The following is a 14304-nucleotide window of genomic DNA, read 5'->3' on the forward strand; positions in this document are numbered from 1 at the left end:
ACGACATGAGCCAGGCGGGCCGCGGCTTCCGGGTCGATGCCATCGCCTTCCACGACGGCGCCGCCGAGCTGCGGGTCGTGCGTGACGCGGTGTTCGTGGTCGAGCAAGGCGTTCCGGTCGAGATTGAGCGCGACGCGCTGGACCCGCTGTGCGTCCACGTCATCGCCCGCGACGACCAGGGCCAGCCCATCGGCACCGGCCGCCTCACCCCCGACCACCGCATCGGCCGCATGGCCGTGCTGCCCGACTGGCGCGGCCAGGGGGTCGGCGAGGCGCTGCTCCAGGCCCTGCTCGCGCAGGCCCGGCAGCTGGGCTGGTCGCAGGTGAGCCTGCACGCGCAGGTTCCGGCCATCGTCTTCTATGCCCGCCAGGGCTTCCTGCCCTACGGCGAGCGCTTCGTCGAGGCCGGTCTCGACCACCAGTCAATGCGCCTGGCCCTGGGCACGGTCAATGCCGTGGAGCGCCGCGATGCCGCCATTGCCGCCGTGCTTGGCGTGATAGCCAATGCCCGCCGTCGCCTGCTGGCCTACAGCCGCGAACTCGACCCGGGCGTGTTCGACCAGCCTGAAGTGCTGGCGCAGTTGCGCCGGTTCGCCGTGTCCGGTGGCGAGGTCCGCGTGCTGCTGCACGACCCGGCTGCGCCGCAGCGCGCCATCGCCCCCCTGCTTGGGCTGGCGCAGCGATTGAGCAGCGCCTTCGCGATGCGCGCGATCGAGGAGCCAGTGGACCGCGATTACCCCAGTGCTTATGTGGTCAACGACGCGGGCGGCTGGTACTTCCGCCCGCTCGGCCACCGCTTCGACGGCGAGACCCGACTCGACGACCCGGCCCGCGGCCGCCAGCTGCACGCCCACTTCGACCCGGTCTGGGAACGAGCCCGGCCGTGCACCGAGTACCGCGCGCTGGGCCTTTGAGTGAAAGCTGGCGGGATGTTTTCGCCCTTGAAGCGGCGCCGGACGACCCAACGCTATCTGACCAGGGCTTGGCTGCAGCGGCTGATTCGACACAAGTGTTAGCCGTTTACCGCCAGCCAAGGGCTATAATTCCGAATCTTGGCGCCTGAATAGCCGCGCAAGCGTGCAATCCAGGCCTCCTCCGCCTTCTCCCACCGAGTTTCCCGATCACCATCGTGGACAGTCTCCTGAAGCAGTTCTCCCAGTCCTCCCAGCTCGGCGCCAATGCCGCTTTCGTCGAGGACCTGTACGAGCAGTACCTGGTTTCCCCCGACAGTGTCGACCCGAAATGGAAGGCGTACTTCGACGGCTTCAAGGGCCGCGAAGCCGGTGACGTGCCGCATTCGGCCGTCATCGACTCCATCGCCCAGGCCGGTCGCTTGGCCACCCGCGGCGTGGTTTCCGTGGCCGCCGGTGCGGGCGACGAGCGCGAGCGCGAGGTCGGCCGCCTGATCACGGCGTACCGGTCGCGTGGCCACCTCGGTGCCGACATCGATCCGCTTGGCCTGCTGCCCAAGCCGGAAGCGCCGGACCTGGAACTGGGTTTCCACCACCTGACCGCCAACGACCTCAAGTCCGAGTTCAGCACCGGCGGCGTCGGTGGCAACGAGCGCATGAAGCTGGGCGACCTGCTCGCGCTGCTCAAGGCCACCTACACCGGCCCGATCGGCGCCGAGTTCATGCACATCTCCGACTCCGAACAACGGCGTTGGTTGTATGAGCGCCTGGAAAAGGCCGGTGGCAAGTTCGGCCGCACCGTCGAAGACAAGAAGCGCATCCTCGAGCGGCTCACCGCCGCCGATGGCCTGGAGCGCTACCTGGGCACCAAGTACGTCGGCCAGAAGCGCTTCTCGCTGGAAGGCGGCGATGCGCTGATCCCGTTGATGGACTCCACCGTTCGCCGTGCCGGCGAACAGGGCGCCAAGGACGTGGTCATCGGCATGGCCCACCGCGGCCGCCTCAACGTGCTGATCAATACGCTGGGCAAGCCGCCGCGCCACCTGTTCGACGAGTTCGAAGGCAAGTTCGAGCACGTCCACAGCGACTTGGCCCACCAGGGCGACGTGAAGTACCACATGGGCTTCTCGGCCGACGTCGCCACCCCGGGCGGCCCGGTCCACCTGGCGCTGGCGTTCAATCCGTCGCACCTGGAAATCGTCGATCCGGTCGTGGTCGGCAGCGTGCGTTCGCGCCAGACCCGCCGCGGCGACAAGGGCCACCAGCAGGTCCTGCCGATCCTGATCCACGGCGACGCCGCGTTTGCCGGCCAGGGCGTGGTGATGGAGCTGTTCCAGATGTCGCAGGCACGCGGTTTCCGCGTCGGCGGCACGGTTCACATCGTCATCAACAACCAGGTCGGCTTCACCACCAGCGCCGTCCAGGACGCGCGCTCCACGCTGTACTGCACCGACGTCGCCAAGATGGTCGACGCGCCGGTGCTGCACGTGAACGGTGACGATCCGGAAGCGGTGGTGTTCTGCGCCGAGCTGGCGCTGGACTTCCGCAACCGCTTCGGCAAGGACGTGGTCATCGACCTCGTCTGCTACCGCCGCCACGGCCACAACGAGGCGGACGAGCCGGCAGCGACGCAGCCGGTGATGTACCAGGTCATCCGCAAGCACAAGACCCCGCGCGAGCTGTACGCCGCCAAGCTGGTCGCCGAAGGCACGCTCAGCGCCGACGAGGCGCAGGCGCTGGTCGACGGCTATCGCCAGAAGCTCGACGACGGCGCGGTCACCACCGAAGTGGTCGAGGTCAAGCCGGACGAGTTCACCATCGACTGGTCGAAGTACCTGTCGGGCAAGCTCACCGACAAGGTCGACACCACGTTCGATCGCAAGAAGCTCGACAAGCTGGCCGTCACCATCAACGACGTGCCGGCCGACCTCAAGCTGCACCCGCGCGTGGCCAAGATCTACGAAGACCGCCGCAAGATGTCCGCCGGCGAGCTTGGTGGCGACTGGGGCTTTGCCGAGAACCTGGCCTACGCCACCCTCGTCGACGAAGGCTACAAGCTTCGCCTGGTCGGCCAGGACTGCGGCCGCGGCACGTTCTTCCACCGCCACGCGATCCTGCACGAGCAGACCAACGACGAGTACGTCCTGCCGCTGCGCCGCCTGGTCAAGAACCCGTCGGACGTCACCATCATCGACTCGCTGCTCAGCGAGGAAGCGGTGATGGCGTTCGAGTACGGCTACGCCACCGCCGATCCCATGACGCTGGACATCTGGGAAGCGCAGTTCGGCGACTTCGCCAACGGCGCGCAGGTCGTGATCGACCAGTTCCTGTCCTCGGGCGAGGCCAAGTGGGGTCGCCTGTGCGGCCTGGCGCTGTTCCTGCCGCACGGTTACGAAGGCCAGGGCCCGGAGCACAGCTCCGCACGCCTGGAGCGCTTCCTGCAGCTGTGCGCGCTGGAGAACATGATCGTCTGCACGCCGACCACGCCGGCGCAGGCCTACCACATGATCCGCCGGCAGATGCGCATGACCACGCGCAAGCCGCTGGTGGTGATGACGCCCAAGTCGCTGCTGCGCCACAAGCTGGCGGTGTCGACGATGGACGAGCTGGCCAAGGGCGAGTTCCAGCACCTGATCCCGGATGCGGCCGCCGATGCCAAGAAGGTCAAGCGCGTCGTCGTCTGTGGTGGCAAGGTCTACTACGACCTGCTCGAGGAGCAGCAGAAGCAGGGCCTGACCGACGTCGCCATCGTCCGCATCGAACAGCTGTATCCGTTCCCGCGTCCGCAGCTGGCGGCAGAACTCAAGCGCATGACCAAGGCGACCGACGTCGTCTGGTGCCAGGAAGAGCCGCAGAACCAGGGCGCCTGGTACCAGATCCGTCACCACCTGGCGGCCTGCCTGCAGTCGGGCCAGACGCTGCACTACGCCGGTCGCGCACGTTCGCCGTCGCCGGCTGCCGGCCACCTCGCCGACCATGTCGCCGAGCAGGCCGCGCTGGTCGCCGACGCGCTGCGCAACCCGCTGCGCGGCGAGGTCACCGCCGAGTAACCACCGTGTCGCCCCGGGCTGCGGATGCGGCCCGGGAAACCAGATTCCCTTTACGTTCGGAATGACATTAGGACGCACCCCATGAGCACCGAGATCAAAGTTCCCGTTCTGCCCGAATCCGTCTCCGACGCCACCATCGCGACCTGGCACAAGAAGGTCGGTGACGCGGTCAAGCGCGACGAGAACCTGGTGGACCTGGAGACCGACAAGGTCGTCCTGGAAGTCCCCTCGCCCGTCGATGGCGTGCTCAAGGAAATCAAGTTCGCCGAAGGCACCACCGTCGTCAGCGAGCAGCTGATCGCGGTCGTCGAGGCCGGCGCTGTCGCCGCTGCCGCTCCGGCCGCGGCCAAGGCCGAATCGATCGACGCCAAGAACGTTGCCGCCACCACCGCCGAAGCGCAGCCGGTGCAGCCCAAGGCCGACGCCGCCAAGGCCGCCGCTCCTGCCGCCGCAGGCACCGACCAGCTGCCGCCGGGCGCGCGCTTCACCGCCGTCACCCAGGGCATCGATCCGGCCCAGGTCGAGGGCACCGGCCGTCGCGGCGCGGTGACCAAGGAAGACCTGGTCAACTACGCCTCGGGCAAGGGCGTCGGCGCTGCCGGCGGCGCGCGTCCGGAAGAGCGCGTGCCGATGACCCGCATCCGCGCCCGCATCGCCGAGCGCCTGATGCAGTCGAAGAACTCGATCGCCATGCTGACGTCGTTCAACGAGGTCAACCTGGGCAAGGTCATGACCATGCGCAAGGAGCTGGGCGAGCAGTTCGAGAAAGCCAACGGCATCAAGCTGGGCTTCATGAGCTTCTTCGCCAAGGCTGCCGCCAACGCGCTGCAGAAGTACCCGGTGGTCAACGCCTCGGTCGACGGCAACGACGTGATCTACCACGGCTACGCCGACATCTCGATCGCGGTGTCGACCGACAAGGGCCTGGTCACGCCGGTGCTGCGCAATGTCGAGCGCATGGGCTTCGCCGACATCGAGAAGGGCATCGCCGACTACGCCAAGAAGGCGCGCGACGGCAAGCTCGGCCTTGACGACCTGCAGGGCGGCACCTTCACCATCACCAACGGTGGCACCTTCGGTTCGCTGATGTCGACGCCGATCGTCAACCCGCCGCAGTCGGCGATCCTGGGCATGCACGCTATCAAGGAGCGCGCGATCGTCGAGAACGGCCAGGTCATCGCCGCGCCGATGATGTACATCGCGCTGTCGTACGACCACCGCATCATCGACGGCAAGGAAGCGGTGCTGTTCCTGGTCGACATCAAGAACCAGCTCGAGAATCCGCACCGGATGCTGCTGGGCATGTGATGTGCTCCTTCCCCTCCTGGAGGAAGGCCATGAAAAGCAAAGGATCAAAGACGTGAGCGAACAGCAGAACTTCGACGTTGTCGTCATCGGCGCCGGCCCGGCCGGCTACCACGCCGCCATCCGCGCCGCCCAGCTCGGCCTGAAGACCGCGTGCATCGACGCCGCGCTCGGCAAGGACGGCAAGCCTGCCCTCGGCGGCACCTGCCTGCGCGTGGGCTGCATTCCGTCCAAGGCGCTGCTCGACAGCTCGCGCCAGTTCCATAACCTGCAGCACCTGTTCGGCGAGCACGGCATCACCACCAAGGATGCCAAGATCGATGTCGGTACGATGATCGCCCGCAAGGACAAGATCGTTAAGCAGTTCACCGGCGGCATCGCGATGCTGTTCAAGGCCAACAAGGTCACGCCGTTCTACGGCTTCGGCCAGCTGCAGCCGGGCAACGTGGTGAAGGTGAAGCAGCACGACGGTTCCGAAGTCGAGCTCAAGGGCACCAACGTCATCCTGGCCGCCGGCTCGGATTCGATCGAGCTGCCGTTCGCCAAGTTCGACAACGACGCCATCGTCGACAACGTCGGCGCGCTCGACTTCACCGCCGTGCCCAAGCGCCTTGGCGTGATCGGCGCCGGCGTGATCGGCCTGGAGCTGGGCAGCGTGTGGAAGCGCCTGGGCGCCGAGGTGACCATCCTCGAAGCCCTGCCCGACTTCCTCGCCGCCGCCGATGCCGAAGTGGCCAAGACCGCTGCCCGCGAGTTCAAGAAGCAGGGCCTGGACATCAAGCTCGGCGCGAAGGTGAGCAAGGCCGAGGTCAAGACCAAGGGCAAGGCCAAGGAAGTCGAAGTCACCTACTCCGACGCCGAAGGCGAGAAGACGATCGTGGTCGACAAGCTGCTGGTCTCGGTCGGCCGTCGCGCCGCCAGCAAGGGCCTGCTGGCCGATGGCACCGGCGTCAAGCTCGATGCGCGCGGCATGATCGAAGTCGATGAGCATTGCCACACCGGCGTCAATGGCGTCTGGGCGGTCGGAGACTGCGTGCGCGGGCCGATGCTGGCGCACAAGGGCTTCGAGGAAGGCATCGCGGTTGCCGAGCTGATCGCCGGCCTGCCGGGCCACGTCAACCTCGACACGGTTCCGTGGGTGATCTACACCGAGCCGGAGATTGCCTGGGTCGGCAAGACCGAGCAGCAGCTCAAGGCCGAAGGCACGCCGTTCAAGACCGGCAGCTTCCCGTTCGCCGCCATCGGCCGTGCCGTGGCGATGGGCGAGCCGGCCGGCTTCGTCAAGGTCATCGCGCATGCCGAGACCGACCTGATCCTCGGCCTGCACCTGGTCGGCGTCGGCGTCTCCGAGCTGGTGCACGAAGGCGTGCTGGCGATGGAGTTCAAGGGTTCGGCCGACGACCTGGCGCGCATCTGCCACGCCCACCCGACCCTGTCGGAGGCGATCCACGACGCCGCCATGGCGGTCGACAAGCGCTCGATCCACAAGGCGAACTGATCGCCTCGTGCATCGTGCCGAGAGGCCGCCATCACGCAGGTGCTGGCGGCCTTTTGCTTTTCCGGACAGGAGATCGCCATGACCGACGCAAATCCGATCCGCAACGTCTCCGACACCGCCGCCTGGGTGGCGGTCTACCGGGCGATGGAGAGCGAGCGGCCGGATGCGATCTTCCACGACCCGTTTGCACGGCGCCTGGCCGGCGACCGCGGCCAGGCCATCGTCGACGCCATGCCGCAGGGCACGTCGATGAGCTGGCCGATGGTGGTGCGCACGGCGGTCATGGACGAGATCATCCTGCGCTGCGTGCAGCAGGGCGCAACCACCGTGCTCAACCTGGCTGCCGGCCTGGACGCGCGCGCGTATCGTCTTGCGCTGCCGCCGACATTGCGCTGGCTGCATGTCGACCTGCCAGACATGGTCGACTACTTCCGCAGGCACATGGCGAGCGAGACGCCGCGCTGCGACGTCGAGTTCATTGCCGCGGACCTGCGCGAACGCGCGGTGCGCCAGCAGGTGCTCGCGCATGCCGCAGGGCAAGGTCCGCTGCTGGTGATCACCGAAGGCCTGCTGGTCTACCTCGAGGCCGAGAACGTCGCCGAGCTCGCTGCCGACCTGCATGACATCGCGCAGGCCCGCTGGTGGCTGACCGACCTGGCCTCGCCGCGCCTGCTCAAATTCCTCGAGAAGCGCTGGTCACCGAAATTGCGCGAAGGCAACGCCCCGTTCCGTTTCGGTCCGGCCGAAGGCACGGCATTCTTCGCACCGTTCGGCTGGGAGGAAGCGGAGTTCCGCTCCAGCTGGACCGAATCGCTGCGCCTCAACCGCACCGCGCCGCACGCATGGCTGTGGAAACTGCTGCGCCTGCTGCAACCCAAGCGCTTGCGCGAAGAGATGGTGCGCATGTCCGGCATCGTCCTGCTGCGCGCGCGATGAGCGCCCTACGGCCAAACATCCACTGCAATCCGGATCCAACGAAATGAAGAACGTCTGCGTCTACTGCGGCTCCAACTCCGGGGCCAAGCCGATCTACACCGAGCGCGCGATCGCCCTGGGCACTGAACTGGCCAAGCGCGAGCTGGGGCTGGTCTACGGCGGCGGCAACGTCGGCCTGATGGGCGTGGTCGCCGACGCCGTGCTCGCCGCGGGCGGCGAAGTCATCGGCGTGATTCCCGAGCAGCTGGTCAACTGGGAAGTCGCGCACAAGGGCGTCACGAAGCTCGAAGTGGTCGGCTCGATGCACGAGCGCAAGGCGCGCATGTTCGACCTCTCCGATGGATTCATCGCCCTGCCCGGCGGCTTCGGCACGCTCGACGAGATGTTCGAGATGCTGACCTGGCGCCAGCTGGGCATTGGCGACAAACCCTGCGCCTTCCTCGACGTGGACGGCTTCTACGAGCCGCTGATCACGATGCTGGACCGCATGGTCAGCGAACGCTTCCTGCATCCGGACCAGCGCGAGGACCTGTGGCACGGCGACGACCTCGGCGCGATGCTGGCTTGGATGGAAGCGTACGAGCCTGCGGCAGCGTCGAAGTGGATGGATGAGAAGCGCCGCAAAGCGCTGCGGTAAACCCCGTCGTCCCGGCGAAAGCCGGGACCCATTTTGCTTTTGCGGAGGCCCGCAAGATCAAGATCAAAATGGGTCCCGGCTTTCGCCGGGATGACGGGATACTGGATTTGCCCCAAAGGAGATCGCAAGGATGCGAGTCCGCCTACCGTGCGTTTACATGCTCGCGAGTTCAATGCGCGGGACGCTTTATATTGGCGTGACGTCTGACCTGGTCCAGCGCATCTGGCAACACCAGAACGACCTGGCAGACGGCTTCACGCGCAAGCATCGGATCCATACGCTTGTCTGGTACGAGTGCCACGAGACCATGGAATCGGCCATCAAGCGTGAGAAGGCAATCAAGGAATGGAAGCGCCTGTGGAAGATCGAACTGATCGAAAGCCGCAATCCACACTGGCGCGATCTGTATCCGGATATCCTTTGACGCAAGATCAACTTGGGTCCCGGCTTTCGCCGGGATGACGGGAACTGGACATGTCGACCCCCAGCGCATTCAACGCCTTCCGCATCCACAACGACGACGCCGGTTATCGCAGCGGCATCGAGCAGGTGTCGATCGACGACTTGGCAGCGGGCGAAGTCGTCATCAGGACGGCCTATTCCTCGGTCAACTTCAAGGACGCCCTCGCCGGCACCGGACAGGGCAAGATCCTGCGTCGCTTCCCGCTGGTCGGCGGCATCGACGTCGCGGGTCATGTCGTGGCTTCGACCGATCCTGCGTTTGGCGAAGGCGATGAAGTCGTCGTCACCGGCTGCGGGCTCAGCGAGACCCGGGATGGCGGCTATTCCGAATACGCGCGCCTGGAATCGAAGTGGGTGATACCGCTGCCCAAGGGCCTGAGCCTGCGCGAGAGCATGATCCTGGGCACGGCCGGGTTCACTGCCGCGCTGGCACTGCTGCGCATGACCGAGAACCGGCAGACGCCCGAACTGGGCCCGCTCGCCGTCACCGGTGCCAGCGGCGGCGTCGGCTCGCTGGCGCTCGACATCTTCAGCCGTGCCGGTTTCGAAGTGCATGCGGTCAGCGGCAAGGCCGACCACGCCGATTACCTCAAAGCCATCGGCGCCAGCCAGGTGCTCGGGCGCGATGCGCTGGCGACCGCGCGGCCGATGGAAACCGCGCGCTTCGGCGGCGGCCTCGACAACGTCGGCGGCCCGATGCTGGCCAGCCTGCTCGCGCAGACGGCGCCGTACGGCAATGTCGCCAGTGCCGGACTCGCCGCCTCGGCCGATCTCGACGCAACCGTGATGCCGTTCATCATTCGCGGCGTTTCGCTGCTCGGCGTCGCGTCCGCGGGCACTGCCCGCGACATTCGCGAAGCGGTATGGCAGCACCTCGCCAGCGACTGGAAGCCACAGCACCTCGATCGCATATGCACGCGCGAAGTGCGTCTGGAACAGCTGCCGCAGGTGTTCGCCTCGATGCTGGCCGGCGGTTCGCTCGGCCGGACGCTGGTGGCCGTGGCCTGAGCGGGCGTGTCCGCGACCGGCACCGGGTTCCCGGTTCCGGATCGCTGGACCCGTTACCGCTTCACACCGCTATTGCGGCGCCACCGCCGACCGCTACAATCGCGTCAAGTTCAGGGGGAAACATATGGCGCGCATTCTGATCGTCGACGACTCGCCGTCGCAATTGATGGGCATCCGTCGCATCGTCGAGAAGCTTGGCCACGAAGCATTGACGGCCGAGGACGGCGCCGCAGGGGTGGAAGCGGCCAAGCGCGAGCTTCCGGACATGGTGTTGATGGACGTCGTGATGCCGAACCTCAACGGGTTCCAGGCAACGCGTTCGATCTGCCGTGACCCGAGCACGTCGCACATTCCGGTCGTGCTGGTCACCACCAAGGACCAGGACACCGATCGCGTCTGGGGCATGCGCCAAGGCGCCAAGGCCTACATCACCAAGCCCTTCAGCGAGAGCGACCTGGCCGACATCATCTCCCAGATGATCCCGGCCTGACGACTCCGGTCTGACTGGCGACCCCGCACGGCAGGGTCGCCAGCATGCTCAGGCGCGACGCCAGTCGTCGCCGAACGCCTCGCGCATCGTTTCGTACGCCTGCCGCTGCGCGTCGTCCTGCGCGCGCGGCGCGAGCACTTCCAGCTCGACCAGCTGGTCACCGGCCGGCGCCTTGCCCGACGCATCGCCAGGCAATCCGCGCCCGCGCAGCCGCAGCTTGCGGCCGGCTTCGGAGTTGGCGGGAATCTTCAACTCCACCGCCCCGCCCAAGGTCGGCACGCTGACCGACGCGCCGAGCGCGGCTTCCCACGGCGCCACCGGCAGCACGTAGATCACGTTGCGGCCGTCGACTTCGAACTGCGGATGAGCCGCGTATTCGATCTCCAGCAACAGGTCGCCTTGCGCGCCCTGCCCGCCCAGCCGGATCACCTGGCCCGGACGGATGCCCTTGGGAATGCGCACGTCGAGCGTGCGGTCGTTGACCGAGATGCGCACGCTGCCGCCGTCGTGCACGGTTTCCAGCGACACGGCGAGCTTGGCGCGCGTGTCGCCACGCGGCTGCGCACCGCGCTGGCCGAAACCGCCGGCGCGACCGCGTCCGAACATGCTCTCGAAGAAATCGCTGAAGCCGCCGCCTGCACCGCCGCCGGCGAAGATCTCGTCGAAGTCGACGCCACCGCCGTAGCCACCGCCACCGAACCCGCCAGGCGGCGGTTGCACTTCGTCACCGGGGCGATAGCCGCGCGCGCGCAGCTGGTCGTAGGCCGCGCGCTTCTGCGGATCGCGCAGCGCTTCATACGCTTCGTTGATCGCCTTGAATTTCTCCTCGGCGCCGGCTTCCTTGCTGACATCCGGGTGGTATTTGCGGGCGAGCCGGCGGTACGCCGTCTTGATCTCGGCTTCACCGGCGCTGGGCTCCACGCCCAGGGTCTCGTAATAATCCTTGAACTGCATGGTCTGGCTCCATCAATGCATTGGCCATGGCCTCGGGCCCGGCGCGGCGGGCGTCCGCTGACAATGGCAGCCGCGCAGTCGATTTCAAGTGACTTTGACGCGGCATTCCTGGCGCTGCCAGTATGGTGCCCATTCTCACCGGAGTCCCCCATGACCATCCAGATCGGCGATCACGTCCCCGAGGTTACCCTGCAGCGCATTCGCGAGGGCGTCGAGACCCTCGACACCAATGCCCTGTTCGACGGTCGCAACATCGTCCTGTTCGCGGTACCCGGTGCCTTCACGCCGACGTGCTCGGAGAAGCACCTGCCCGGCTTCGTGCAGCACTTCGAGGAGTTCCGCAGCCAGGGCGTCGAAGTGGCGTGCATGTCGGTCAACGACCCGTTCGTGATGCAGGCCTGGGGCCAGAGCCAGCACGTGCCGGAAGGCCTGATGATGCTCGCCGACGGCAATGGCGATTTCGCCCGCGCACTCGGCCTGGAACTGGACGCCAGCGCCTACGGCATGGGTCGCCGCGCCCGCCGCTTCTCGCTGTACGCCGAGGATGGCGTGGTGAAGCTGCTCAACGTCGAGGCACCGGGCGAGTTCCGGGTGTCGTCGGCCGAGCACATGCTGGCCCAGCTCAAGCAGGACGTCTGAGTCCGCTCGCTGCGCAACCCTAGCGCAGCACGCTGAACTGTATCCGCGACCACGCGCCGCTGTCGGCCAATGCCGTCAGCGTGTGCGCGCCGGGCTCGCCGAAGTCGTGCACGAACGAACCGGCGCCGCTTGATTCACCAATCAGGCGGCCGTCGAGCAACCAGCGCACGCGCACATCGCTGCCCAGTGCGCGCAGAGACAGTCGCACCGGGTGTTCGCTGCCGGGCGCGCGCGCCAGCGTCGCGCGGTCGGCCAGCCCGTCGATTCGCAATTCCTCCACGGCATCGCGGCCATCCGCCACGCAGTCGCCTGCCAACGGCGGCAGCCGCGCTGCCTGGCGGGTCTGTGCGGGCAGCCACGGCGAGGCCAGCACCGGCCAGCGCGCCAGCTGGCGTGGCACGCGCAGGTGCGGCGCGGCGCATTCGCCGGACAAGCGAAGGCCACTGCGCGCATCCACCTCGAAGCGCTCGACACCGGTGTTCCACAAGCGCGCATCGCGCTCGGCCATCGTCGGCGGCAATGAACCCTGCAACGCCCATGCCTGCAGGCGGCGCTGGCACAGCTGCGGCGCCTGCGGATCCGGCGGCAGTCCAAGGGGCCAGCACACCTCGACGTTCTCGACCGAGGACGGTGGCGTCCGTGGCGCGGCATCGCCGCGCTGGCGCGGCAGCGTGTCGATCACTTCGAACATCAGCGGCAGCGCGGTCACCGCGCCGTATTGCCCTGGCAAGGGCGTTCCGTCCGGTCGACCCACCCACACCCCGACCGTGAAGCGGCGCGTGCTGCCGAGCGCCCAGGCGTCGCGGAAGCCATAGCTGGTGCCGGTCTTCCAGGCGACCCGCGGTCGGCCGCTCGCGTCGAAGGTGTCGGCGGCACTTCCGGGGCGCGGGTTGGCCTGCAGAATCTCGCGCACGATCCACGCCGCACCCGGCGACATCAGGCGCCGATCCAGGTGCGGGGCATCCGTGGTGTAACGCACCTTGCCGGCAACGCCCTCCCGGTTGAGCGCAGCGTAGGCCCCGACCAGGTCCTCGAGTTTCGCCCCGGTGCCGCCGAGGATCATCGCCAGGTTGGGCGTGGCGCCACGCGGCCACTGCAAGCGGATCCCCGCATGCGCCAGGCGTGCGGAGAAACGCGCCGGTCCGATCCGGTCGAGCAGGTCCACGGCGGGCACGTTCAACGACAGGCGCAGCGCCTGCGCGGCGCTGACCGGACCATTGAACGCCGCATCGAAATTGCCGGGCCGGTAGCCGCCGAAGGACTGCGGTGCATCAACCAGCAGGCTCTCCGAATGGATCAGTCCGTCATCGAGCGCCAGTCCGTACAGGAACGGCTTGAGCGTCGAACCGGGCGAACGCCACGCCTTGACCATGTCGACGTGGCCCAGGCGCCTGGCATCGGCGAACTCGGCCGAGCCGACGTAGGCACGTGCTTCCAGCGTCGCGTTGTCGACCACCAGCAGGGCCGCGGAGGTGCGCGCGGGCAAGTCGGAGAAGTAACGGGTGACGCGCTCTTCGAGGGTGCGTTGCAGGTCCGGATCGAGGGTCGATACCAGCCGCGACGCCTGCGGGCGCTCGAAACGGAGCCGCTGGGCAAGCAAGGGCGCCAGTAACGGCGGTTGCAGCGATCGCGCCACCACCGGCTCGATGCGCGCGTCGGCCACCTGCTCGCGCGACCACACGCCCAGGGCCTGCATGCGTGCCAGGACCTTGTCGCGGGCGATGCGTGCGCGCTCGGGCTCGCGATCCGGCCGCAGCCGGCTGGGGGCTTGCGGCAGCACCGTCAGCAGCGCCGCCTCGGCGTGCGACAAGCGCGACGCCGGCTTGCCCAGGTACGCCCAGCTGGCTGCCTCGACGCCTTCGACCGTGCCGCCAAATGGTGCGCGCTGCAGGTACAGCGCGAGGATTTCCTGCTTGGACAGGTGCACTTCCAGCTGCAGCGCACGCAGCAGCTGCCGCAACTTCGCCCATGGCGTGCGCGTGCCGGTGCGGATCGCCGGATCGAGGATGCGCGCGACCTGCATGGTCAGCGTTGATCCGCCCGAAACCACCCGACCGCTCCGCAGCCACTGCACTCCCGCACGCAGCATCGCCACCGGGTTGATGCCCGGATGCTTCCAGAACCAGCGGTCCTCGTAGTTCAGCAATGCCTGCAGGTACAGCGGCGACACCTGTTCGGCGGCGATGGGATAGCGCCAGATTCCATGGCGATCGGCGAATGCGCGCAGCGGGGTGCCGTCGGCGGCGACCACGACCGCGCCGTCGTCGTTCTTGTCTGGCAAGGGCAACGGGAATGCGAGGTCGAGGAGCATGGCGACGACGAACGAAGACAGCGCCACCAGCAACGTCATCAGGACACGGCGATGCCTCGACCGTCGCGGCGACCGGTCGTCATCCCGGCGAACGCCGGGATCC

Annotated in this window: 12 protein-coding genes; 10 read left to right on the forward strand and 2 right to left on the reverse strand. The window is 67.5% G+C overall.

What is annotated here, in order from left to right:
* Positions 1-5: 5 nt before the first annotated feature.
* The 9 genes from ACFOPO_RS11280 (at position 6) to pilH (ending at position 10297) form a co-directional block, all read left to right on the forward strand.
* Positions 6-914, forward strand: a complete 909-nt coding sequence (locus tag ACFOPO_RS11280) for a GNAT family N-acetyltransferase (RefSeq protein WP_386703330.1) — start codon at positions 6-8, stop codon at positions 912-914.
* Between the two features lie 215 nt (positions 915-1129).
* The gene (locus ACFOPO_RS11285; protein WP_386703331.1) at positions 1130-3961 is read left to right on the forward strand and encodes a 2-oxoglutarate dehydrogenase E1 component; all 2832 of its coding nucleotides are present in this window, start codon (positions 1130-1132) and stop codon (positions 3959-3961) included.
* Positions 3962-4042: 81 nt separating this feature from the next.
* On the forward strand, positions 4043-5269 hold the full coding sequence (sucB, locus tag ACFOPO_RS11290; protein ID WP_386703332.1) for a dihydrolipoyllysine-residue succinyltransferase: 1227 nt from the start codon (positions 4043-4045) through the stop codon (positions 5267-5269).
* 52 nt (positions 5270-5321) lie between these two features.
* Positions 5322-6764, forward strand: a complete 1443-nt coding sequence (lpdA, locus tag ACFOPO_RS11295) for a dihydrolipoyl dehydrogenase (RefSeq protein ID WP_386703333.1) — start codon at positions 5322-5324, stop codon at positions 6762-6764.
* Between the two features lie 78 nt (positions 6765-6842).
* Positions 6843-7700 (forward strand): class I SAM-dependent methyltransferase, encoded by an 858-nt coding sequence (locus ACFOPO_RS11300; RefSeq protein WP_386703334.1) that lies wholly within the window; start codon positions 6843-6845, stop codon positions 7698-7700.
* A gap of 43 nt (positions 7701-7743) precedes the next feature.
* The gene (locus ACFOPO_RS11305; RefSeq protein ID WP_386703335.1) at positions 7744-8337 is read left to right on the forward strand and encodes a TIGR00730 family Rossman fold protein; all 594 of its coding nucleotides are present in this window, start codon (positions 7744-7746) and stop codon (positions 8335-8337) included.
* Between the two features lie 130 nt (positions 8338-8467).
* Positions 8468-8761 (forward strand): GIY-YIG nuclease family protein, encoded by a 294-nt coding sequence (locus ACFOPO_RS11310; protein WP_386703336.1) that lies wholly within the window; start codon positions 8468-8470, stop codon positions 8759-8761.
* A 50-nt stretch (positions 8762-8811) separates the two neighbouring features.
* Positions 8812-9807, forward strand: a complete 996-nt coding sequence (locus ACFOPO_RS11315) for a YhdH/YhfP family quinone oxidoreductase (protein ID WP_386703337.1) — start codon at positions 8812-8814, stop codon at positions 9805-9807.
* A gap of 124 nt (positions 9808-9931) precedes the next feature.
* Entirely contained in the window at positions 9932-10297 is a 366-nt protein-coding gene (gene pilH / locus ACFOPO_RS11320; RefSeq protein ID WP_386703338.1) for a twitching motility response regulator PilH, read from the forward strand.
* Positions 10298-10345: 48 nt separating this feature from the next.
* Here the strand turns inward: pilH and ACFOPO_RS11325 are convergent, their stop codons facing one another.
* Positions 10346-11251: a DnaJ C-terminal domain-containing protein gene (locus tag ACFOPO_RS11325; protein ID WP_386703339.1), complete on the reverse strand. Its 906-nt coding sequence runs from the start codon at positions 11249-11251 to the stop codon at positions 10346-10348.
* 150 nt (positions 11252-11401) lie between these two features.
* Between ACFOPO_RS11325 and ACFOPO_RS11330 the strand changes: the two genes are divergently transcribed.
* Positions 11402-11890 (forward strand): peroxiredoxin, encoded by a 489-nt coding sequence (locus ACFOPO_RS11330; RefSeq protein WP_386703340.1) that lies wholly within the window; start codon positions 11402-11404, stop codon positions 11888-11890.
* A 19-nt stretch (positions 11891-11909) separates the two neighbouring features.
* Here the strand turns inward: ACFOPO_RS11330 and pbpC are convergent, their stop codons facing one another.
* A complete protein-coding gene (gene pbpC / locus ACFOPO_RS11335; protein WP_386703341.1) occupies positions 11910-14240 on the reverse strand; it encodes a penicillin-binding protein 1C in 2331 nt (776 codons plus the stop codon).
* Positions 14241-14304 lie beyond the last annotated feature (64 nt).

The sequence above is a fragment of the Lysobacter sp. GCM10012299 genome (genome assembly GCF_042649405.1).
In the GTDB taxonomy this organism is placed as follows: Bacteria; Pseudomonadota; Gammaproteobacteria; order Xanthomonadales; family Xanthomonadaceae; genus Lysobacter_J.